Genomic DNA, 22,083 nt, shown 5'->3' with positions numbered 1-22,083 from the left:
CCGTTTCAGTGCTATACTGGCTTTAACAGCCATCTTATTAGGAAAGGAAATCGTGTATGTGGAGTGCTAAATGCCCTAAATGCGGAGCAAAGATCCTGCTTGAAGATGCCAACGCAAAAGTCATTCAGTGTACGTCCTGCGGAGCACAGGTCCGCGTCAATATCAACGTGAACTATAACTACTCCAAATCAGAGCATACCGAGCATATCGTCGATGATGCAAAAATCAAGCAGGCCCAAAATGTTGATCGTGTCATCAACCTTTTTGCCTCTCCCATCGAGGAGCGCCGCGCCAAAAAGAAGGCGGAAGAAGAGCGTATCCAGCGCGAAGCAGACCAAGCCGAGCGTATCCGCAAAGAGCAGGAGGCAAAAGACGCTGAAGAACAGCGTGCTTACGAAGAATGGGCCTCCGCTCAGCACGAAAAACATGCCCGCCAGGCTGGGCGCGCAATTGCTAAGGCAATCAATTACTATCGTGCCAATGAACGGAAAATCCTCATCAGTGTCGTTCTCATTGTTGCTCTTCTTGCTTGCCGCGGCGTTTACGATTCCGTCAATCAAAAGCAGGAACAGGAACTCGCCGCACATCAGGCCGAGCTTGCCCGCCTGAAGGATGAAGAAATAGCCGCATCGCACCTTGCTATGGGCGAAGTCAAGATGCCTGAAATTGAGATCGGTATGGCCACCGACTACCGTATTGTCAAGCAGGACTTCGAGAATGCCGGTTTCATCAACATCACCGTCGAGCCAGTGCCTGATCTCACCAACACCACGACCAAACGCTATAACGCCGTCATCGAAGTCACCGTAGATGGTGTTCCTCGCATGAATGTCGGCGACTGGTATAAAGTCGATGTCCCTATCGTCATTACATACCACACCGTTGGAGATACCATCCTTACTCCGCAGGAAGAAGCCTATTCCATCGCGCAGGGCCTTCTACACGGTAAACAGGACTAACAGAAAGGCATTTTATTATGTACTTGATCATAGGGCTTATACGTTCCACAATTTTGTATCTCGGTTTTATTTCTGCTGTTAGAGAGCATTCTTTTCAATTACTTCTTCTGTACTTGATAATGCTCGCCATCCATGGCGTACTTCGTAAACTTTCTAAAGACCATATTTCAATAGGTGATACTCTTTTTTACGGAACTACTCATGATGTCTTAGCGCCAATTCTTGGAATAAGATCTCTTGTAAAATTGTTGAGGCATAAGTATCTTGATAGTCCAAACGAGCCTCACGCTGAAATTTTTCTGACACAAGGTATCACAGAAGCTGTATGGTCAGTCCTTTTTCTGATATATTTGGCAATCATTGTACTTTAATCACTCAAACGCATCCCGGTTCACCTTGTAACTTACATACGCATCCATCATAGCGGCAACCGCATCGATCTTCTGGTCATACCTCTGTTTCAGAAGCTTGCGGTTGCCGTTTGTGTCTTCCAGCGTAATGCAGTTGCCCATGGCAAATTGCATCAGTGCTTCGTCAAACAACAGTTTCCTCTGTTCACTCAGCTTCTTCAGCTCACCCAGCGTCATGCTCTCGGTCTTTGCGCCCTGTATCACCTTTTCAATGCCGTACTCGCCGTTCTCTCTGGCCCACCGCTCCACAAAGTCCTTTGCATTGTAGGGATCGTAGCCAAAGCACCGCACATCGTACCGGCTCTGTTCAATAAAGGCGTCATGGTCGTCGTAAACCTCCATCATGTCAAGCACGGTGCCTTCCATCACGGCCAGCGTCCCCTCCCTCATGAACTCGTCATATTTCTGGCGCATGGACTGCGGCAGCTTCGAGAGGGTGTAGCCAAGAAAGCGGAGATAGACGAATATGCTCTCAAGCGAATCGTTGGTCATAAAATCGATGACCTTACCGAGCGTGTTTACACTAGGCGTACCGTCGAATGGCTCATCAGCGAGCTTGATAAGATCCCCTGATGTTCTAGCATCAATCCAGCACCGGGTCGAAATATTACAATTCGAGCCACATTTTCTTCCATATATTTCCATTTATAGTTATGCCCTTTTGATTCACGATTTTTCTTTTTTTAAAATGCAGAAAGCTCCAGTCGGTTCATGTATTTTTTGCGTCAAAACGTAAAAAAGAGCCGTCCTCCCGATTCCTCGAGAGAACAGCTCCATGGTATTGACTTTATAAATATCAGATAGAAATGGTGTTACAAACGTCCAGCAGCACCGGGTCAAGTGTCTTGGTCATTTCAAGGGCTTCATCCACCGGATAGTCCACCAGCTTTTCGCCTTTCATGCCAACGATACGGTTATACTTGCCCTGCTCCAGCAGACAGACAGCGTGATAGCCCATTGCAGACGCATTCACGCGGTCACGCAGGGTGGGAGAACCACCGCGCTGGACATGACCCAGAATCGTTGCACGGGAATCAATGCCGGTACGGGCCTGGATCTCGTTTGCGATCTCCTGCGCATGGCCGACGCCCTCGGCCACGATGATGATGAAATGACGCTTGCCGGTCTTCTGGGTCTCTGCGATCTTATCCAGAATATCGCGCTGCATGTCGAACTCTTTCTCCGGCAGCAGAACAGCCATAGCACCGGAAGCGATGGCCACGTTCAGTGCAATGTAACCGGCATTGCGGCCCATGACCTCGACCACACTGCAGCGGTCATGGCTCTGGGTGGTGTCGCGCAGCTTATCGATCATTTCCAGCGCGGTATTCATCGCAGTATCGTAGCCGATGGTATAATCCGTGCAGGAAATATCGTTATCGATGGTGCCGGGCAGGCCGATCATCGGGATGCCGCGGTGGGCCAGCTCACGAGCGCCGCGGTAAGAACCATCACCGCCAATGACCACCAGTGCATCGATCCCCAGCTCGCGGCATTTCTCGGCACCCTTGTCCTGACCTTCCTTGGTCTTGAACTCCAGGCAGCGGGCAGTGTAAAGGATCGTACCGCCTGCAGAAATGATGTTCGAGACACTGCGCAGGTTCATTTCAAAGCATTCACCGTTCAGCAGGCCGTTATAGCCGCGCTGAATGCCGATCATACGGTAACCCTTATGCAGGCCGGTACGGACTACGGCGCGCACAGCAGCGTTCATGCCGGGAGCATCACCGCCGCTTGTCAACACACCAATCGTTTTGATCTGCTTTTCCATACGAGAGATTCCCTCCAATTTTGTCTTCATTTACCCAGTAATATCACAGCGCTCTCCATTTCAACGCTGCTCAGAGCACTTCACTTGCCTTGAATCATTATAACACAAACGCACCGTTTTGAAAACATTCTGCCTGTTAAGATTCGTGCACAGAAATGTCATTTTGTTGCAATATTGTCTGTGCCGACCAGTCTTTCCAGTTCTTCAAACAGCAGCGGATGGCCGGAAGTGTAAAGATGACGCGGCACCTGCAGATACTGCTTGGTGTCCATCAGGTACAGAAGCACCGGCATATCGCCATCGAAAATATGCAGAAGATTTACCACCTTTGCATATTCCCTGCTGCTGCGGGACGGCACACGGATATAGAGTTTTTTTGCAGCCTTCCGCATCGGGTCCGGGCGGCCCTTGTCCGGCCGGGAAGGATCATAGCTTTCAATAGGGACAACACTCTCTGCCAGCAGCTTGGAGGCTTCGTCCTCTCGCACAGAAAGTTTGCCGTCAATCACGACGACCGCGTTTTCGTGCAGCGAATCACGGAAGGTGTCCAGCACTCTGGGGAACACGATCACCTCCATCGTACCGGTCAGGTCTTCCACACTGGTAAAGGCCATCATGCTGTTGGACTTGGTGGTCATCATGCGGCTTTTTACCACTGCACACACGATGCGCACCCTTTCGCCGTCCTTCACATGGGCATCCTCGCCGGTCAGATCCTTGATGGAGTGGGACGCGATCCGCGCCGACTGCTCACGGTAGGCGTCCAGCGGATGGCCGGACAGGTACAGGCCGCTGACATCCTTTTCCTGCTGCAGCAGCTCCTTGTGACTGTATTCCGACAGCTGTTTGATCTCATAGCTGTCTGCAGATGCTTCATCCTGCGCTTCCCCGCTCATGACCGAGAACAGATCCAGCTGGCCGTCCAGATTGCGGCGGGAGTCTGTTTCGATGCTTTTCAGAATGCCTTCCACCGCCTCCACCTGACTGTGGCGGTTGCTGCCCATATGGTCAAAGGCACCGGCCTTAATCAGGCTTTCGACCGCCCGGCGGTTCAATTCTGTACCATGCATCCGCTTGCAGAAATCGTACAAGCTGGTGTAGGGCTTATTCTGCCGCTCTCTGACCACATTCTCAATAAGGTTGCGGCCCACGTTCTTGACCGCGTTCAGTCCAAAACGGATCTGACCGTTGTCATCTGCCGTAAATCCGCCGTTTGAAACATTCACATCCGGCGGCAGCACCTTAATTCCAAGCCGTGCGCACTCACCGGAGTACTCGATGACTTTATCGGTGTTGTCCAGCACGCTGGTCAGCAATGCAGCCATGAATTCGCTGGGGTAATGGCACTTGAGATAGGCTGTCTGAAATGCCACATAGGCATAGCAGGCAGCGTGGCTTTTGTTGAATGCATAGGAGGCAAAGCTGGACATTTCGTCGTAGATCTCGTTTGCCACTTTTTCCGAAATGCCGTTTGCCACACAGCCCGGGCATTCGTTGCCGGGGTCGGTGCAGCCGTGCACAAAGTGCTCACGCTCTGCCTCCATAACAGCATGTTTCTTTTTGCTCATGGCGCGGCGGACATTGTCTGCCTGCCCGAACGAGAAGCCTGCCAGCTCACGGAAGATCTGCATCACCTGTTCCTGATACACGATGCATCCGTTGGTCACGTCCAGAATGTGCGCCAGCTGCGGGGTCTTGTAGCTGATCTTATCCGGCTCGTGGCGGTTGCGCAGATAGGTCGGGATGGAGTCCATGGGGCCGGGACGGTACAGGCTGATGAGAGCGATGACATCTTCAAGGTTCTGCGGCTGCAGGCCCACCAGGACCTGCTTCATGCCGGAAGATTCCAGCTGGAACACGCCCTCGGTATCGCCCTGTCCCAGCATCCTGTAGGTGTTCGGGTCGTCATAGTCCAGCTTCTGGACGGAAAACTCCGGGTCGTGCTTCTGCACGGCAATTTCCGCATCGCGGATGACCGTCAGGGTGCGCAGCCCAAGGAAGTCCATCTTCAGAAGTCCAAGCTCCTCGATCTCGGTCATGTTGAACTGGGTCACGGGCAGACCATCATTGGTGGCCAGTGGCAGATAGTAGTCCGTAGGCTCCGGGGTAATGACGACGCCCGCCGCATGCGTGGATGCATGGCGGGGCATTCCCTCCACCTTCAGGGCCGTGTCGATCAGCTCCGTGACCTGCGGGTCGGTGTCGTACATCCGCTTCAGCTCTGTCGAGACCTCCAGCGCACGCTTCAGGGTCATTTTCAGTTCCATGGGGACCTGCTTTGCCACCGCATCCACCTGCTGATACGGGATCCCCATTACACGGCCAACATCGCGGATGGCGTTGCGGGCTGCCATGGTGCCGAAGGTGACGATCTGCGCCACATGGTCAGCACCGTATTTGCGGTTGACGTAATCAATGACTTCCTGTCGGCGTTCGTAGCAGAAATCCACATCGAAGTCCGGCATGCTGACACGCTCCGGGTTCAAAAAGCGTTCAAAAATCAGATTATAGCGGATGGGGTCGATATCCGTGATGCCCACACTGTAAGCCGCAATGCTGCCTGCGCCGGAGCCGCGGCCCGGGCCCACCGGGATGCCCTGACTCTTGGCGTAGTTGACGTAGTCCCACACGATGAGGTAGTAGTTTGTGTAGCCCATCTTTTTGACCACGCCGATCTCGTAGGTCAAACGGTCTTTGTTGGCCTGCGGTACATCAGGCCCATAGCGGCGTTCCAGACCCTCCCAGCAGAGCTTTTCAAAAAACGCCTGATTATCCATCCCGTTCGGTGCTTTATAATAGGGGATTTTGGTGTGCCCGAAATCAAAATCAAAGCTGCACTGCTCCGCAATTTTGGCCGTATTTTCGCAGGCTTCCGGCACCATGGAGAACAGATCATACATTTCATCTGTCGTTTTGACATAGAACTCATCGGTCTGGAACTCCATCTTATCCGCATCCTGAATGGTCTTGCCGGTCTGGATGCACAGCAGGATGCCCTGCATCTTGGCATCCTCCCTGCGCAGATAGTGGGAGTCGTTGGTGGCTGCCATGGGGATGCCTGTTTCCCGCGCAAGCTTGATGAGCTGCGGCAGAACGATGTTGTCCTCTTTCAGGCCATGATCCTGCAGCTCAATGTAATAGTTGCCCTCGCCGAACAGGTCGCGGTACCACAAGGCGCTGGTTTTGGCACGCTCATAGTCGCCTGCCAGAATGGCCTGCGGGATCTCACCGGCCAGACAGGCAGACAGGCAGATCAGTCCCTCGTGATACTGTTCCAGCAGCTGCTTATCGATGCGGGGCTTGGAGTAAAAGCCCTCCACAAAAGAGGCCGATACCATTTTGATAAGGTTTTTGTAACCGGTCTCATTTTTGCACAGCAGGATCAGATGGTTATTGCCATCGATCTTGTTCACCTTATCAAAGCGGGTGCGGGTGGCAACATAGACTTCGCAGCCGATAATAGGCTTGATGCCCGCCTTTTTAGCCGCCTTGTAAAACTGCACGCAGCCGTACATAACGCCATGGTCTGTGCAGGCAATGGCGGTCTGCCCGCACTCTTTTACGCGCTCCATCAGCTGGTCGATGCGGCAGGCACCGTCCAGAAGGCTGTATTCCGTATGGATGTGCAGATGAACGAAGTCCCTTCCAAGACGGTTGTTCTCACTGATCTCGCTCACGCTGTGCCTCCTGTTCCAGATTCTTCCGCAGATTTTCGGCCAACGCTTCCAGTTTCTTCATCCGGTGTGACAGGCCGGATTTGCTCACCGCAGGCTCAAAGCAGCCGCACAGTGCCGTGAGCGAAAGGTCCGGGTACTGCATCCGTTTGGCGGCAGCTTGCTGCAGCACCTCCGGCAAGGTGGAAAGGGCATCCTGCTCTTCCAGAAATCGGATCGCCTTCAGCGTCTGCGCATTGGCGCGGGCCGTTTTGCCGAGGTTTGCGGTGTCGCAGTTGGTCTGACGATTCGTCTGGTTGCGCACCTGCTTGAACGCCTTCTGCGCGTGCATCTCCTCAGCGGCATTCACTGCCCCCATAAAGCTGAGCAGCCGTTCTACATTGGCTCCCGTTTTAACGTAGATCAGGTTCACACCGTTGCGCCGGGTGCGGTGCGGTGCAAACTCATGCTCTGCCAGCAATGCTTCAAAGTCCCGTGCAAGGTTGGTGCGGGAGGTAAGGAACTCCAGATTATATTCCTTCTGCGGGTCAATGACTGTTCCACTGCACAAAAAAGCTGCGCCAATGTACGCACTGACGCAAGTCTGGCAGCGGATAAGGCGGGGATCGATCTGCAGGCTGGTCTCACTGCCGGTGGTGCCGAACAGCTCATGCATCCGGGCCACCTGCTCCGGCGCACGGATGTTGAACTCGTACAAAACACCGCTGGGCCGCTGCTTTTGCAAAATTTCGCCCTGCACGCCGCAGCGGGCAAACAGCTGCTGTGCAGCCTGCACCGTCTCCTGCTGTTCGGTCTGCACCACAAGGCCCCTGGCATCAAAATATTTGGCAAAGCACGCAATGCCATAGGCCGCCGCACGCACACAGCAATCCTTCTGGATGCTGCGTGCAGCGATCTCCTCCCGCGCACGGGACGCAAAACTACTCATATTTCCTCAATTCTGTCAACGCATGGCATCACGATGCTGCACGCCCGGCTCGTAGCCGAGTGCCGTGCAATACTCCGCGATCTTACGCGCAAATGTAATGGAGCGGTGCTTGCCGCCGGTACATCCCACCGCAATGGTCAGCTGGCTTTTGCCCTCCTTGACGTAAAGCGGCAGTGCATACTGCAAAAAGCTTTCGTAGCGCTTGAGCAGCTCCTGCGCTTCCGGGTGCGCCATGACAAAGTCCACCACTTCCTGATCCAGTCCCGTCTTGTGCTTGAGCTCCGGGACATAGAAAGGATTGGGCAGGCAGCGCACGTCCAACACGAGGTCTGCTTCCGGCGGGATGCCAAACTTGAAGCCAAAGGACATCACGGTCAGGCGCATTGCACTTTTTGCTCCGCCATTTTTCACAAACAGATCGCAGATGCGCTCCTTGTTCTGCGCAGTGGAGAGCAGTGCCGTATTGATGGTATAGTCTGCACGCTCCTGCAGCGGCTTCAAAATCTTGCGTTCCTTTGCAAAGGCCTCCCGCGTGGAAATGCCCTCCGAAATGCTGATGGGATGACGGCGGCGGGTCTCGCTGTAGCGGCGCATGAGCACATCATCCGGGGCATCCAGAAACAGGACCTTATACAGGATCCCCTGCTCGTCCAGTTTATGAAGCGCCTGCTCGATCTCCTCGCTGGTGCGGCAGCCGCGCACATCCATAGAAAGTGCCACCCGCTCCAGCTGGCTGTCGCCTGCTTCCGAGAACGCAGTGATGCTGGGCAGCAGTCCGGCCGGAACATTATCGATGCAGAAAAAGCCGATATCCTCCAGTGCATTCATGGCGACCGATTTGCCTGCACCGGAAAGTCCGCTGACGATCAACAGCTCCATAATTGATATCCCGCTCCTTTTATCTTGCCCAATATTTTTATTTCACAACACGGATCTCTTTTTCCAGTTCATAGCCGGTCTTTTCCTTCACGATGGCACGCACTTCATCGCAGAGGGCCAGCACATCGGCACAGGTGGCACCGCCGAGGTTGACCACAAAGCCGCAGTGCTTATCGCTGACGGCGGCACCGCCGTGACGAAAACCGCGCAGGCCGCACTGGTCGATGAGTGCAGCTGCAAAAGCACCTGCCGGGCGCTTGAAGGTGCTGCCGGCGCTGGGCTTATCCAGCGGCTGCTTGTCCACACGCTTTGCCATCAGTTCATCCATTTTTGCACGGATGTCCGCTGCGTTCCCGGGCTGCAGCGCAAACTGCGCCGAAAGGATGCAGCCGCCATTTTCTTCAAAAATGCTGTGGCGGTAGCTCAGGTCCAGCTCTGCTGCCGATGCCTGCACGACCTCTCCCTCTGCGGTCAGATACCGCACCACAGTGAGGACATCCTTCATTTCGCCGCCATAGGCACCCGCATTCATATACACTGCACCGCCCACCGTGCCGGGGATGCCGTAGGCAAATTCCAGACCGGACAGGCCGTGTTCCAGCGCAGCCCTGCACAGGGCTGCGAGCCGGACGCCCGCACCGGCTGTCAGCATATTGCCTTCAACGGCAATATCGCTGCCCAGTGCAGAAATGTCGATCACCACACCAGCAAAACCCTCGTCCGCAAACAGGATATTGCTGCCGTTGCCCAGCAGATAATAGCGGACAGCCTGTTCTTTGCACAGCGCAACCGCACTGCAAAGCTGCTGTTCCGTCTGCGGCTGCACGAACAGCTGTGCAGGGCCGCCGATTTTAAAGGTACAGTGTGCCGCAAGCGGCTCGTTCTCCCGGAACGGGATGCCTGCCTGCAGCAGCTTCTGTTTGAATCGTTCCATAGTGGGTAGCTCCTAAATCAGTCCATTTTGTCATCCAGACCCAGACGGATCAGCAGCTCACGCGCTGCATTGTAGCCCATCTTTTTCTGGCGGTTGTTGATGGCGGCAGTTTCCAGCACGACAGCCAGATTACGGCCCGGCGAGACCGGAATGCTGGTGCTGGGGATGCTGACGCCCAGAATATCGTAGTACTCGTTTTCCAGTCCGGTGCGCTGGTAGTTTTTGGTGGGGTCCCATGTCTCCAGCTGAACAACAAGATCCAGACTTTCGCTCAGTTTGACCGCACCAACACCGTACACACGGGCCACATTGACGATGCCAATGCCTCGCAGCTCAATAAAATGGCGGATATTTTCCGGTGCGGTGCCCATGATCTGGCGGTTGGACACCTTGCGCAGCTCCACAGCATCGTCTGCTACCAGACGGTGGCCGCGCTTGACCAGCTCGATGGCAAGCTCACTTTTGCCGATGCCGCTGTCGCCCAAGATCAGGATGCCCTCGCCATACACCTCCACCAGCACGCCGTGCCGGGTGATGCGGGGTGCCAGTTCCAGATTCAGCACACTGATCAGGCTGCCCATCAGCGTACAGGTCGTCTCGTTGGAGCGCAGCAGCGCTACGCCATGCTTCTGGGCCAGTTCCTGCATTTCCGGGAAGGGAGTCAACTCCTCGCTGCGGCAGACGATAACAGCCGGCGGCTGCTGACGAAACAGCTGATCCAGTGCTTCGTAGCGTTTTTCGGCCGAAAGGCCGGACAGAAAGTTCATCTCTGCCAGACCCATGATCTGCAGGCGCAGCTTATCAAAATAATCGTAATAACCCGCCAGAAACAGACCGGGACGGTTGACCTCAGCGATCTCCACACAGATCTGATCCAGTTCCTTTGGCGTATAGACAACTTCCATACTGACACGGTCGGTCAGCGTTTTGAGCGAGACATTGAATGTGCCCATCCTTGTTTCCTCCTGTGCTCCCTTTTGCCGTGCAGCACCGCCATTCCGCCGGGCGGGCACAGCATTCTTTCCTTTTATTATAATAGAATGATTCCTAAAAAACAATACAGCCGCTCTTTCTTTTTCCTTTGCCGGAAAGAAACCTACGCAGCAGCGTGTCCATACACTTTATTTTTACATTTTTCTTACTTTTACACGGATTTTACATTCCGCGGATTTTGGATTTTACATTGCAACAGTATACTCTCAGACAGGAGAGAACCATCAAAACACGCAGGATGCTCTTTCTGTAAGCAGAGCGCCGCTGTTCCGGCGGTGTGCACTGCGGGTGAAAGCAGCTTCTGAAATCAAAAGTGAGGAAATCTTTATGACCATTTTCAATGTCTTTTCCCTGCTTGGCGGCCTTGCCCTGTTTTTGTTCGGCATGGACATTATGGGCAAGGCCCTGGAAAAGCAGGCCGGCGGCCAGCTGCAGAAGATCCTGAGCAAGCTGACCGATAACCCCCTCAAGGGGTTTTTCCTTGGCCTGTGCGTCACCGCTGTGATCCAGAGTTCCAGCGCTACCACCGTTATGGTGGTCGGCTTTGTCAACAGCGGCATCATGGAACTGCATCAGGCCATTGGCGTCATCATGGGCAGCAATGTGGGCACCACCGTCACCAGCTGGATCCTGAGCCTTTCCGGCCTGCAGGGTGACAGTCTCCTCATCAATCTGCTCAAACCCACTTCTTTCAGTCCTTTGCTTGCATTTATCGGCATTTTGCTGTATATGTGTAAGAGTGAGAAGAAAAAGGGCGTCGGCACCATCCTCATCGGCTTTGCCGTGCTGATGACCGGCATGACTGCCATGTCCAACGCCGTCCTGCCCCTGCAGAACGAGGCATGGTTCACCAGCCTGTTTACCCGCTTCTCCAACCCCCTTCTGGGCGTTCTGGTGGGTGCCCTTGTCACCGGCATCATCCAGAGCTCCAGCGCCAGCGTCGGCATCCTGCAGGCATTGAGCGCCACCGGCGTCATCACCTACGGCAGTGCCATTCCCATCATCATGGGCCAGAACATTGGCACCTGTGTCACCGCGTTGATCTCCTCTGTGGGCGCCAACAAGAATGCACGCCGTGCTGCCATGGTCCATCTGTACTTCAACATCATCGGTGTAAGCATCTTCCTTGTCGGTTTTTACGGCCTGAATACGGTCTGTCACTTTGCTTTTGTGAACACCACCATCGAGGCATGGGGCATCGCTGTGGTGCACTCGGTGTTCAATATCGTGGCAACGCTGGTGCTGCTGCCCTTCGCAAGCCTGCTGGAAAAGCTGGCCATCCTCACCATTCCGGATTCGCCGGAAAAGGAAAGCTTTGCGCTGCTGGATGACCGCCTGCTGAACACCCCTGCCGTGGCTGTGGAGCGCGCCCGCTCTGCTACGGCTGAGATGGCAGAGCTTGCCCGTGTGGGCGTGATGCAGGCCATGAGCCTGACCCATGAGTGGAACGACACACTTGCGCAGAAGGTCCGTGATGAGGAGACGCAGGTAGACCGTTACGAGGACGCTCTCGGCACCTACCTTGTCAAGCTTTCCAGCCGTGAGCTGAACCACACCGACAGCCAGAGCGTGAACACCCTGCTGCACACCATCAGCGATTTTGAGCGTATCAGCGACCATTCCGTAAACCTGCTGGAATCCGCCGAGGAGATGCACACCAAAGACATCCAGTTCTCGCAGGATGCCCGGGACGAGCTGCAGGTGCTGGAAGATGCCGTGCAGGATATCCTGAACCGCACCACCGATGCTTTCCATAAAGGCGACCTGCATCTTGCCAGCAAGGTGGAACCGCTGGAAGCCGTGGTCAATGAGCTGGTGCGCGCCATCAAAGCCCATCATATCGCCCGCCTGCAGGCCGGCAACTGCTCCATCGAGTACGGCTTTGTTCTGGATGACCTGCTGACCAACTATGAGCGCGTGTGCGACCACTGCAGCAATGTTGCCGTTGCACAGATCGAGGTCGCACAGGACAGTTTTGATACCCACGCTTACCTCAACGAGCTGCGTCACGGCAGTGACACCAAGGAAAGCGAGGAATTCCATCGTCGTTTGGACCGTTACCGTGAGCGCTATCTTTTCCCTGAAAATCAGTCTGCGGAGGATTTTGATAAATGATCTATATTGTGGAAGACGATGCCGCCATCCGGGAGCTGGAGCAGTATGCCCTGCAGTCCAGCGGATACGAGGTGGCCAGCTTTGAGAGCTCGGAGCCCTTCTGGCAGGCCATGCACGCTGCAGAGCCGGAGCTGGTGATCCTGGACGTGATGCTGCCCGGTGAGGACGGCTTCTCTATCCTGAAAAAGCTGCGCAACACCCCTTCCCTGCGGCGGCTGCCCATCATCATGGTCACGGCCAAGTCCAGCGAGCTGGACACGGTGCGCGGGCTGGACTGCGGCGCAGATGATTACATCACAAAGCCCTTTGGCATCATGGAGTTTCTGAGCCGGGTGCGTGCTGCCCTGCGCCGCTCGGCTCCGGAAGCACGTCCCAATGTGCTCAGCTTTCACGAGATCCTGCTGGACAATGCCCGTCACAACGTGACTGTGAGCGGAACGCCGGTAGAGCTGACCTACAAGGAGTACAGCCTGCTGCGTTTGCTGCTGGAGAACACCAATCTGGTGGTGACACGCGAGACCATTCTGCAGGTGGTGTGGGGCACCGACATTTCGGTGGAGAGCCGTACTGTGGATATGCATATCCGCACCCTGCGCAAAAAGCTGGGGGATGCCGGCAAATACATCTGCACTGTGCGCAAGGTGGGTTATAAGCTGACCGATGAAGAGGAGGCCGGTGAAGAATGAAGCTGCGCAGCATGGAAGAAAAGATCAGCTACCGACTGTTTCTGATGGGTTTCTTTGGTCTGTTGTTTACAGCGGCACTGTGTATCTTTGTGTTTCATAAAGCCTTTACTGCACAGGCATGGACCGGCCTTGAGCGGGAGGCGGAACTGGTCAGTGCCGGATACGATCTGGTGCAGGATCCGCAGCAGCTTACTTCTTTTGTTTCCAATGATCTGCGCATCACTCTGATCTCGCAGGATGGCAGCGTGCTGTTTGAATCCGCCACGGATCAGCCCATGGAAAACCATCTTTCCCGGCCGGAGATCCGGCAGGCCATGGCCAGCGGCATCGGCCGGGATATCCGGGACTCGCAAACTATGGGGTATGAGACCTACTATTATGCAGTGCTGCTGCCGAACGGCGAGATCCTGCGCACTGCACAGGACGCCGAAACTGTGTGGTCTATCTACGATTCCTCCATTCCCGCCATCGTGCTGAGCTGTGTTGCGCTGATGCTGGCTGCCGCTGTGCTGGCCACCCTGCTGACGCGTGCGCTGGTGCAGCCGGTGCTGAGCATGACCGAAGACCTTGACCATATTCAGGACAATGTGCCCTACAAAGAGCTGATCCCCTTTGCAGAGAGCATCCATTCTGACCGCATCCTGCGCGAAAACAATGAGAAGATGCGGCAGGAATTCACCGCCAATGTCAGCCATGAACTCAAGACCCCTCTGACCAGCATTTCCGGCTACGCCGAGCTCATTGAGACCGGCATTGCAAAGCCGGAGGATGTGCCGGGCTTTGCGCAGAAGATCCATGTGGAAGCCAGCCGCATGATCCAGCTGGTCAATGATATCCTGCAGCTTTCCAGTCTGGACAACGCAAGCGAGACCGGCTCGGAGCCTGAAATGGAAACGGTCGATCTGCTGAACGTTGCAAAGGAGTGTGTGGAGCGTCAGAAGCTGAATGCCCGCCGGGCTTATATCTCGCTGACCTGTCTGGGGGAGAGCGCTCTTGTACACGGCAACCGTCCCCTGCTGGATGAGCTGTGCCAGAATCTGTGTGATAACGCCATCCGCTACAACCGGCCCGGCGGAAAAGTGCAGATCACCACTGCCTGCAATCGGGACGGCCATTGCACCCTGACTGTGACGGACAATGGCATCGGCATTCCGAAAGAAGCACAGACCAGCGTGTTTGAGCGCTTCTACCGTGTGGATAAGAGCCGCAGCAAAGCGACCGGCGGCACCGGTCTGGGACTGGCGATCGTCAAGCATATTGCGCTGATCCATGGCGCCCGCATCAAGCTGGAAAGTCAGGTGGATGTGGGTACCACCATTACCGTTACTTTCCCGACTGCAAACTGAGAAGCAGTAGCTTCTGCGCTATTCCGGTAAAAATCTCACGACTGTCTGTAATTGCGGACAGTCGTTTTTTATTGTGATCTTCTCTCTGCCCACACCATACTGCAACGCGCTGCGCTGCTGCAGATGCACAAGGTCTATCCCCTGCTGCCAGAAACTCTGCACGGTCTGTGTGCACAGCCGGGCCAGCTGAGCGCACTGTGCGGCACCGGGCTGCGGGGTTTCATCTCCACGCTGGCAGTCCAGACGCAGGCGCACCGATTCTCCTTTTAACGTGACCGAAACGCTGCACCGGCGGATCGTCACCGGTTCTTCTGCAAGCCAAAGCGTATGCGTCCCGTACATCCCGGACAGAAGCTGAACCACTGCCGTCTGCTGGGCGTCCAGCTTGATGCGCTGCTCCCCTTTCCGGAAAACACTTGTTCCGGCAGCGGAAAGCTCCTCATCTTGCAAGGTAAGCTGCGGCCAGAACATTCCATCCCGATGCTGGTACAGGCGCGGCATCCGGCCCGATTCCTGCTTCAATTCATTCAGGAGTCTGTCCGGAAGCCCTTCTGCAGCTTCAAGCTGTTTTTCCAGTTCTTCCGTGGAAACTGCAAGGATGGAAGCTTTTGCCGCCGCACGCCCCCGCCCGCTTTCCAGAACGATGGACTCATAGGCAGAAAGCAGTTCTTCTGAGGTGTTCTCACTGATTATGAGAAAGTCGCACAGGCGATAGTCTGCCTTCTGCGGCAGCTTTTTTTGCACGGATGAAAGTGCCTTTTCCAGCGTACTTTCTTCGGCCAGCCGCATCTGCATTGCAGCTGACGCTTCGGATGCATCCGCAGATGCTTCCGGTGCCTGATACAAAAGCCCGACTGTCACCGTTGCCTCGTTTTGTGCAAGATAGAGTGCTCTTACCATGCTTTTCTCCGTGGTCTCGCAGCGGAGAAACAGCAGGCACCAGCCCGCCAGCAAAAGCATGCCGGTCAAACGCAGGAGCCGCCGCCTCATCCTGCTGCTCCTTTCCTGCAGTTTGTGGCTTTTTTCCACAGCTTACCTGCCGCTGCGCAGAGGAAGCCGATACGGAAAACAGCGCAGGTAAGCCAGATCAGAAGCAGGAGCGCATCCATACGTGAGAAGATGCCCACGCTCCATGCACGCAGCAATTCCTGCTCCGGATAGTCCGTTTCGCCAAACACAAGGCAGATGCCGGCGGCAAGACACACCTGTGCAAAAAAGGTCAGCCACGGCAGAAAAAGAACGCGGCGCGGCGCAGGTTCTTCTATCAGAAGGGGCCAGAGCAGATACTCCGCGTACAGCGGTACACGCGGCAGCCGGGCCAGCTGCACTGCATCCGGTTCCAGCAGATGGGACCATTCCATCTGGCCTGCAATGCCTGCCAGACAGAGCCCCTCCCCCAGCAGCACAAACCACCACAGCACCCTTGCCGGGGCATCCCAGCCGGAAAGTGGAATGCGGCATCCCACCCAGAGCAGCAGCGGGAGCAAGCCGATCATTGCCATGGAATGAAACTCCTGCCGACAGACGCTCTGCGCCTGCATTGCCGTCCTGAACGCCTCTGCCAGAAGTCCGAGGACCGCAGCAAAAAGCCAGACCTGCCGCACTGCCGTCTGCTGCCAGCAGACGCACAGCACCGCGCTGATCCCGGTCAGCAAAAGTGCCCCGAGCCCTCCATAAAGAAGCATCCCGCGCAGGGAAACGCCCGGTTCAAGGCCTTCTGCCAGAGCTGCCGTCCATACACTCAGTGCCAGTGCGGAAAAAGAGAGTTTCTTCTGCCCTTGCATTCCTTTTCCTCCCGTCTTTGCCAAATGTTAAAGCCCTTCTGCGAAAGGCGGCGGTAGTTGCGGCGGATCACGCCATCCTCTGCCATGGGTCGCTGCGGAAACGGGTGCGCCGCCAGATACGGTACCTGCAGACAGGCCGTGCCGGAAAGGCTGAGCAGAAACGCAAAAAAAGCCCCCGCAAGACCCACCGGCCCGGCAAGACCTGCAGCCAGCACCACGCCCAGACGCAGCAGCGTCGCAGGCTCGTACAAAGAGGGCGTGACGAACACCGCAATGGCCGTGATGCTTGCCACAAAGATCACCGGCGTGCTCATAAGCCCGGTGGCAATGGCGGCATCCCCAATGATGAGGGCCGACACCAGACTGACCGAGTGCCCCAGCGACTGAGGCATCCGCAGACCCGCTTCCCGGATGACTTCCAGAATAAGCATGACCAGCAGCATTTCTGCAAACAGCGGCAGCGGCGTTGCCTTTTCTGCCGCTTCGATCCTGTACAGCAGCTGCGGCGGGATCAGCTCCGGCAGATAGACCGCCAGACACACGAACACCCCCGGCAGAAATACGGTCAGATAAAACGAAATATATTTCAGGACGCGCAGAAAAGAGGAAAACACCGCGGTGGATGCATAATCATCCAGACATTCAAAGTTTTCGCAGAAGAGGGCCGGAAGCACCATGGCGGAAGGGCTGCCATTGACCAGAACCACGATTTTTCCCTCACAAAGCTTTGCTGCCGCCACGGCGGGCCGCTCGGTATAGCTCACCGGCGTGAACAGCCGCGCCTTGCCCGGCAGCAGCCACGGTACAAAGTAGCTGGAATCCAGCAGAAGCTCCGGTTTTGCCGCCGCAAGCGTTTTGCGCACACGCTGCACCATAGCAGGGTCTGCTTTGTTTTTACAGTAGCAGATGGCATATTCCGTCCGCATTCCGGTGTCTGCCTGTGCCGCTTCCTGTACCAGCTGTTCGCTGCGGATGAGCCGCCGCAGCAGGCTCAGGTTGACCCGCAGCAGATCGGCAAAGCCCTCGCGGGAACCGCGCAGATTTCCTTCGCCCGAGGGTTCGCCCACCGAGCGGAACTTGAGCCCCTGCACCGAGAATGCAATGCCCTTTGCGCAGCCGTCCAGAAGCAGCACCGCCATACCTGCTGTCAGCCGTTTGGTCAGCTCGTCCATATCCTCTACCGGCGCATTCTCTGCCGGAAAAGCCGAGTCGTGCAGGATCAGCTCGTAGGCCTGCATCCCGGTGCAGCACTGTCCGGGCTGCACCGGCGGGGCCTGGCGGCTGGCCGCATCCAGCAAAAGCGTCCAGAGCGAATCCAGACTGGCCATGCCGTCAAACAAAAGAATGACGGCTTTGCAATGATAAATCGTGATCTCTTTGGCATAATAATCCGCAGAAGGGCCAAACATCCGGTCCAGTGCCGCCAGATTTGCCGACAGGTTCTGTGATAACTGCTGCATCCATGTCCACTCCTTTGCACAGCAGTATGCCCGTATGATGCACATTCCATTCCCTTTGCAACCGACAGGAGGTCTTGTTTTTGAAGCTTCTGATCTGCCGAACCATCATCATTTATCTATGCGTTCTGTTTGCCATGCGGCTGATGGGCAAACGCCAGCTGGGTGAACTGCAGCCGGAAGAGCTGGTGTCCACCATCCTCATTTCCAATCTGGCGTCCATCTCCATCGAATCGGAAGAGGTGCCCATCACATCCAGCCTCATTCCTCTGTTCCTTATTGCGGCACTGGAACTGCTGGGTTCTGTGCTGAGTTTCCGCAGCCAGAAATTCTTCAATTTTCTATCCGGCAGGCCCAAAACGGTCATTCTGGATGGAAAGATCGACCAGAACGCTCTGCGGATGCTGCGCCTGACCACCGCCGATCTGATGGAGGCGCTGCGCGGCAAAAACATCTTTGACCCGCGTGAGGTCTCCTACGCCGTGATCGAAACAAACGGGACCCTCTCGGCGGCCCTGCGGCCGGAGAAAGAACCTGTCCGACTTTCCGACCTGCAGATCAAGGTAAACCATGCCAACGCGATCATCCCCTTTGTGCTGGACGGTCAGGTGCTGGAGGATAATCTGCGCTGGTGCGGCAAAGACCGCGAATGGCTGGAGCGGACTGCACAGGCCAACACCCTGCTGCCCGAGGAGATTCTGCTGTTGATTGGCAGCGAGACCGAAGACTATTTTCTGTTAAAAAAAGAGGATCGCCATGGAAGCGGTCCCCGGTGAGGTGAGTGGATGAAGCGGATCTATGCGTGTATCGCCATCGTGGCCGTGCTGCTGGGTGTGGCTTTTTACAGCAGCTGGAAGGTGCAAAGCTTTGCCGAAGTGATCTCGGCAGACCTTGACGCAGCTGCCGAGGCCATCCGCAATGCGGATCATCCTGCTGCGCGGCAGGCCCTTGCCGATGGTGCCGCCCGGTGCGACCAGATGCGGACAAGCATGAATCACCTGCTGCGCACTGCAGATTTTACCGAACTGGAAGCCGCCCTGCGCGCTGCGGACGGCCATCTGGAAATGAACGCTCCCGAGGAAGCCTTTGGTGAGCTGCGGCGCGCACAGGTACAGGTGGAAACGCTGGAATGGCTCTCCCATCGGCTGGTATGACAAAAGCACCGGAACTGTGCCTGTTCGGACACAGTTCCGGTGCTCATAGGGTCTATTCTGTTATTTCTGTGGTTCCCTGCGGTCGCCCATCAGCTTCTGCAGCTCATTGAAAAAGCTCTCCACATCAGCGAACTGGCGGTAGACGGAGGCAAAACGGACATACGCCACCTCATCGATCTTTTTCAGTTCCTGCATGGTCAGCTCACCAATGCGCACACTGGGGATCTCACGGTCGTAGGAGCTGAGCAGGGTCTGCTCAATGCTGCTGACCGCCCGCTCCAATGACTCATAGCTGACCGGGCGCTTGGCGCAGGCACGCACCATGGCATTGAGCAGCTTCTGCCGGTCAAAGGGTTCCCGGGAGCTGTCCTTTTTGATGACCACAAGCGGAACAGTCTCCACGACCTCATAGGTCGTAAAGCGCATGTGGCAGCTGAGACATTCGCGGCGGCGGCGGATGCGTTCGCTGTCTTCAGTGGGGCGGGAGTCGATCACTTTGGATTCCTCAGCTCCGCAATAGGGACATTTCATGTTCTGTTCCTCCTGTCCGGTCTGACCGGGCTGTGTTTTTATGCTTTGGTCTTGGGTTTGCGCTCGCTCCACAGCACCCACGCAGAGGTGGAAACGCACAGCGAAGTATACACACCGCTGATCATGCCCATCATCAGCGGGAACGCAAAGGTAAAGATGCTGTCCAGACCGTACAGCTTTGCCACGACACACATAACACCCAGTGCCATTACCGTGGTAATGGTGGTGATGAGGGTGCGGCGTGCAGACTGATTGACCGAGCGGTTGACCAGCTCTTCAAACGAGGCTTTCTTGCCCATCAGGGTGCGGTTTTCACGGATACGGTCGTAGACCACAACGGTATCATTGATGGAGTAGCCCAGAATGGTCAGCATGGCTGCAATGAAATTGCCGTCCAGCGGAGTGCGCAGCAGCACAAAGGTGCCAAACACCACCATCAGGTCGTTCACCAATGCCAGCACCGCCATCATGCCGCCGGTCAGGCCGCCGATGTTCTTGAAGCGCAGGGCAATGTACAGCAGGATCAGCACCAGCGCGAACACCACAGCCACCAGACTCTTCTGCAGGAACTTGATGCCCATGGCAGCGCTGACATTGCTCAGGGACAGCTGCTCAAAGTGGTTTTCCGGATAGCTCTCGTTCAGGCTGTCCAGCAGGTCGGCCACCTGTTCCGTGGTCACCGTCTCGGTACCGGGCATGGAAATTTTCAAGGTCTGGTCGCCGGTGGCAACGTTCTCGCCGGTCTGCAGGGTCAGGCCGGTGCTGTCCAGTGCAGCGGAAGCCGTTTTCTGCACATCCGCCGTGGTAAAGCTGCCCTCGTAGCTCAGGGTGATCATGGCACCGCCAGTGAACTCGGTATCCAGATGGACGCCGAACACCACAGCGCACAGCACGATGGCTGCCATCAGGCAGGTGGAAATGGTCAGGAAGCGCTTGCGCAGGCCCACAAAATCGATGGGCTTCTTTTCTGCCGTTTCCTTGCCGGGCTTTTCAGCGCCGTAAAGCCAGGGGTTGCGCAGTGCCTTAATGGAAGCTGCGCCGCGGATCATCACACGGGTAGCAAACACGCCAAACACAAAGTTCAGCAGCACACCGGTGAGCAGCGTATAGCCGAAAGCATAGATCGTACCGGCAGTGGACGGGCCAAAGGCAAAGAATACAAAGTGCAGTGCCTTGGCAAACAGGCCGTCCGAGGGGCCGAAGGCACCCATCAGCACGACCGCCACGATAACGATGGTCACATTGCCGTCAATGATCGGCGTCAGACCGCGGGCAAAGCCGCTCTTGAGTGCACCGTCCAGCGACTTGCCGTTTTTCAGCTCTTCCTTGATGCGCTCTGCGGTGATAACGTTGGCATCCACACCCATGCCGATGGCCAGAATGATACCGGCGATACCGGGCAGGGTCATGGTGAAGCTTTCAAACACCGGGAAATAACCGGACACGAACGCCAGCGTTGCCGCCACCTGACCGGCCAGTGCCATGCAGGCCAAAAAGCCCGGCAGGCGGTACAGGATGGTCATAAATACCACGATCAGCGCAAATGCGATCAGACCGGCCAGCACCATGGCGCTCAGGCTGTTTTCGCCCAGGCTGGGGCTGACGGTAGAGTAGCTGTCCACAGTCAGTGCAAAGGGCAGTGCGCCGGAGTTGATCTGGCGGGCCATCTTGACGACCTGCTCCTGCGTGAAGGGATTGGATGCCGAACTGGTGATGATGGCAGAACCATCGGTGATCGCAGTGTTCACGGTTGCGGTGCTCACGTTCTCGTCATCCAGCCAGATGCTGATGGTGCCCTTGGACGCGGCCAGCCGGGTGGTCGCGTCGCCGAATGCCTTGGCACCGTCGTCCGTAAACTTCAGAGAGACGAAATACTCCGATGCACCCCCGCTGGTCACAGGGCCATACTGGGCTGCGGCACTCTCGATCATGGAGCCGTCCAAAATCAGCTCACCGTCGGCACTGCTGCCCTCCCGGAAGGTGAGGTACGCGGTGGTGCCGATCTCGTCGATCGCCGCTTCCGGGTCAAAATCTGTCTCACCGGACTGCCACGGAAACTCGAGGATCAGGCTGTCGGAGGTGTTGTCCACATACAGCTCATAGTCGGTCACGTTCAAAGCGACCAGACGGTTCTCAATTACAAGCTGCGCAGCCTCCAGCTGTTCTTCGGTGGCATCGTAGCCATCCGACGGCACAAAGGTGACGTTTACGCCGCCCTTGATATCCACACCGAAGCGGATATCCTTTGCGCCCTTGATGTAGGTCGTGGTCGTATCGCCATACTTGGCATACACGCCGAAGAAGGCAGTGTAGACGAACACTGCGATCAGCAGCACTGCGGCGACAAGATGCCATGCTTTGCCTTTTGTTTTCATAAAATTCAGGGAACCTCCAAAAGCAGCGGCGCAGACAGCCGCTGCCCGTATTCTGGTACAGACCCGCCTTCTGCGGGCCGTCTTTCT

Annotated in this window: 18 protein-coding genes; 6 read left to right on the top strand and 12 right to left on the bottom strand. The window is 56.0% G+C overall.

Translation table 11 applies throughout. The annotated features are described in order from the left end of the window. Positions 1-56 precede the first annotated feature (56 nt). Positions 57-959 carry a zinc ribbon domain-containing protein gene (locus MTP37_RS06750; RefSeq protein WP_249236586.1) on the top strand — a complete coding sequence of 301 codons (903 nt, stop codon included), beginning with the start codon at positions 57-59 and terminating at the stop codon, positions 957-959. Positions 960-1,330: 371 nt separating this feature from the next. Here the strand turns inward: MTP37_RS06750 and MTP37_RS06745 are convergent, their stop codons facing one another. The 7 genes from MTP37_RS06745 to hprK form a co-directional block, all read right to left on the bottom strand. Beyond that, positions 1,331-1,861 (bottom strand): terminase TerL endonuclease subunit, encoded by a 531-nt coding sequence (locus MTP37_RS06745; RefSeq protein ID WP_316543667.1) that lies wholly within the window; start codon positions 1,859-1,861, stop codon positions 1,331-1,333. 304 nt (positions 1,862-2,165) lie between these two features. Further along, positions 2,166-3,140, bottom strand: coding sequence for a 6-phosphofructokinase (gene pfkA, locus MTP37_RS06735; RefSeq protein WP_249236585.1), 975 nt, complete (start codon positions 3,138-3,140; stop codon positions 2,166-2,168). Positions 3,141-3,298: 158 nt separating this feature from the next. Further along, entirely contained in the window at positions 3,299-6,817 is a 3,519-nt protein-coding gene (locus MTP37_RS06730; RefSeq protein WP_249236584.1) for a DNA polymerase III subunit alpha, read from the bottom strand. Then, positions 6,801-7,742, bottom strand: coding sequence for a DNA-binding protein WhiA (gene whiA, locus MTP37_RS06725; protein ID WP_249236583.1), 942 nt, complete (start codon positions 7,740-7,742; stop codon positions 6,801-6,803). Before whiA ends, MTP37_RS06730 begins: the two co-directional genes overlap by 17 nt. Positions 7,743-7,757: 15 nt before the next feature. Then, positions 7,758-8,621, bottom strand: coding sequence for an RNase adapter RapZ (gene rapZ, locus MTP37_RS06720; protein ID WP_249236582.1), 864 nt, complete (start codon positions 8,619-8,621; stop codon positions 7,758-7,760). Positions 8,622-8,658: 37 nt separating this feature from the next. Continuing rightward, a complete protein-coding gene (gene murB, locus MTP37_RS06715; RefSeq protein ID WP_249236581.1) occupies positions 8,659-9,555 on the bottom strand; it encodes a UDP-N-acetylmuramate dehydrogenase in 897 nt (298 codons plus the stop codon). A gap of 17 nt (positions 9,556-9,572) precedes the next feature. Continuing rightward, positions 9,573-10,508: an HPr(Ser) kinase/phosphatase gene (gene hprK, locus MTP37_RS06710; RefSeq protein ID WP_249236580.1), complete on the bottom strand. Its 936-nt coding sequence runs from the start codon at positions 10,506-10,508 to the stop codon at positions 9,573-9,575. Positions 10,509-10,875: 367 nt separating this feature from the next. Here hprK and MTP37_RS06705 point away from each other — a divergent pair, with 367 nt between their 5' ends. From MTP37_RS06705 to MTP37_RS06695, 3 genes are read left to right on the top strand one after another with little or no spacing between them, the layout of a single operon-like run. After that, positions 10,876-12,663 (top strand): Na/Pi cotransporter family protein, encoded by a 1,788-nt coding sequence (locus MTP37_RS06705; RefSeq protein WP_249238691.1) that lies wholly within the window; start codon positions 10,876-10,878, stop codon positions 12,661-12,663. Next, entirely contained in the window at positions 12,660-13,349 is a 690-nt protein-coding gene (locus MTP37_RS06700; RefSeq protein ID WP_249238690.1) for a response regulator transcription factor, read from the top strand. The genes MTP37_RS06705 and MTP37_RS06700 overlap by 4 nt, the downstream gene beginning before the upstream one ends. Continuing rightward, complete coding sequence (locus MTP37_RS06695; RefSeq protein WP_249238689.1) at positions 13,346-14,695, top strand: sensor histidine kinase; 1,350 nt, start codon at positions 13,346-13,348, stop codon at positions 14,693-14,695. Before MTP37_RS06700 ends, MTP37_RS06695 begins: the two co-directional genes overlap by 4 nt. Before the next feature lie 18 nt (positions 14,696-14,713). Here the strand turns inward: MTP37_RS06695 and MTP37_RS06690 are convergent, their stop codons facing one another. Genes MTP37_RS06690 through MTP37_RS06680 form a run of 3 tightly spaced genes read right to left on the bottom strand, consistent with a single transcriptional unit; the run spans position 14,714 to position 17,939 of the window. Beyond that, a complete protein-coding gene (locus MTP37_RS06690) occupies positions 14,714-15,685 on the bottom strand; it encodes a hypothetical protein (protein ID WP_249238688.1) in 972 nt (323 codons plus the stop codon). Then, positions 15,682-16,479 carry a hypothetical protein gene (locus MTP37_RS06685; RefSeq protein WP_249238687.1) on the bottom strand — a complete coding sequence of 266 codons (798 nt, stop codon included), beginning with the start codon at positions 16,477-16,479 and terminating at the stop codon, positions 15,682-15,684. The genes MTP37_RS06690 and MTP37_RS06685 overlap by 4 nt, the downstream gene beginning before the upstream one ends. Then, positions 16,437-17,939: a spore germination protein gene (locus MTP37_RS06680; protein ID WP_249238686.1), complete on the bottom strand. Its 1,503-nt coding sequence runs from the start codon at positions 17,937-17,939 to the stop codon at positions 16,437-16,439. Before MTP37_RS06680 ends, MTP37_RS06685 begins: the two co-directional genes overlap by 43 nt. A gap of 80 nt (positions 17,940-18,019) precedes the next feature. On the opposite strand from MTP37_RS06680, the gene MTP37_RS06675 reads away from it, so the two are divergent. Beyond that, positions 18,020-18,712 carry a DUF421 domain-containing protein gene (locus MTP37_RS06675; RefSeq protein ID WP_249238685.1) on the top strand — a complete coding sequence of 231 codons (693 nt, stop codon included), beginning with the start codon at positions 18,020-18,022 and terminating at the stop codon, positions 18,710-18,712. A 9-nt stretch (positions 18,713-18,721) separates the two neighbouring features. Continuing rightward, positions 18,722-19,090: a DUF4363 family protein gene (locus MTP37_RS06670; protein ID WP_249238684.1), complete on the top strand. Its 369-nt coding sequence runs from the start codon at positions 18,722-18,724 to the stop codon at positions 19,088-19,090. A 60-nt stretch (positions 19,091-19,150) separates the two neighbouring features. Here the strand turns inward: MTP37_RS06670 and nrdR are convergent, their stop codons facing one another. Next, positions 19,151-19,621, bottom strand: a complete 471-nt coding sequence (nrdR, locus tag MTP37_RS06665; protein WP_249238683.1) for a transcriptional regulator NrdR — start codon at positions 19,619-19,621, stop codon at positions 19,151-19,153. Positions 19,622-19,659: 38 nt separating this feature from the next. Then, positions 19,660-21,996, bottom strand: coding sequence for a protein translocase subunit SecF (gene secF / locus MTP37_RS06660; protein ID WP_249238682.1), 2,337 nt, complete (start codon positions 21,994-21,996; stop codon positions 19,660-19,662). Positions 21,997-22,083: the final 87 nt, after the last annotated feature.

The organism is Faecalibacterium sp. HTF-F (genome assembly GCF_023347535.1).
Classification (GTDB): Bacteria; Bacillota; Clostridia; order Oscillospirales; family Ruminococcaceae; genus Faecalibacterium; species Faecalibacterium wellingii.
This window is presented reverse-complemented; position numbering and strand designations above follow the sequence as displayed.

Bases quoted from the DNA above. Each gene is read 5' to 3' on its own strand.
- hprK (WP_249236580.1), bottom strand. From the start codon at position 10,508: ATGGGCACATTCAATGTCTCGCTCAAAACGCTGACCGACCGTGTCAGT.
- MTP37_RS06750 (WP_249236586.1), top strand. From the start codon at position 57: ATGTGGAGTGCTAAATGCCCTAAATGCGGAGCAAAGATCCTGCTTGAA.
- pfkA (WP_249236585.1), bottom strand. From the start codon at position 3,140: ATGGAAAAGCAGATCAAAACGATTGGTGTGTTGACAAGCGGCGGTGAT.
- whiA (WP_249236583.1), bottom strand. From the start codon at position 7,742: ATGAGTAGTTTTGCGTCCCGTGCGCGGGAGGAGATCGCTGCACGCAGC.
- nrdR (WP_249238683.1), bottom strand. From the start codon at position 19,621: ATGAAATGTCCCTATTGCGGAGCTGAGGAATCCAAAGTGATCGACTCC.
- rapZ (WP_249236582.1), bottom strand. From the start codon at position 8,621: ATGGAGCTGTTGATCGTCAGCGGACTTTCCGGTGCAGGCAAATCGGTC.
- MTP37_RS06690 (WP_249238688.1), bottom strand. From the start codon at position 15,685: ATGAGGCGGCGGCTCCTGCGTTTGACCGGCATGCTTTTGCTGGCGGGC.
- secF (WP_249238682.1), bottom strand. From the start codon at position 21,996: ATGAAAACAAAAGGCAAAGCATGGCATCTTGTCGCCGCAGTGCTGCTG.
- murB (WP_249236581.1), bottom strand. From the start codon at position 9,555: ATGGAACGATTCAAACAGAAGCTGCTGCAGGCAGGCATCCCGTTCCGG.
- MTP37_RS06695 (WP_249238689.1), top strand. From the start codon at position 13,346: ATGAAGCTGCGCAGCATGGAAGAAAAGATCAGCTACCGACTGTTTCTG.
- MTP37_RS06670 (WP_249238684.1), top strand. From the start codon at position 18,722: ATGAAGCGGATCTATGCGTGTATCGCCATCGTGGCCGTGCTGCTGGGT.
- MTP37_RS06680 (WP_249238686.1), bottom strand. From the start codon at position 17,939: ATGCAGCAGTTATCACAGAACCTGTCGGCAAATCTGGCGGCACTGGAC.
- MTP37_RS06745 (WP_316543667.1), bottom strand. From the start codon at position 1,861: ATGACCAACGATTCGCTTGAGAGCATATTCGTCTATCTCCGCTTTCTT.
- MTP37_RS06700 (WP_249238690.1), top strand. From the start codon at position 12,660: ATGATCTATATTGTGGAAGACGATGCCGCCATCCGGGAGCTGGAGCAG.
- MTP37_RS06705 (WP_249238691.1), top strand. From the start codon at position 10,876: ATGACCATTTTCAATGTCTTTTCCCTGCTTGGCGGCCTTGCCCTGTTT.
- MTP37_RS06685 (WP_249238687.1), bottom strand. From the start codon at position 16,479: ATGCAAGGGCAGAAGAAACTCTCTTTTTCCGCACTGGCACTGAGTGTA.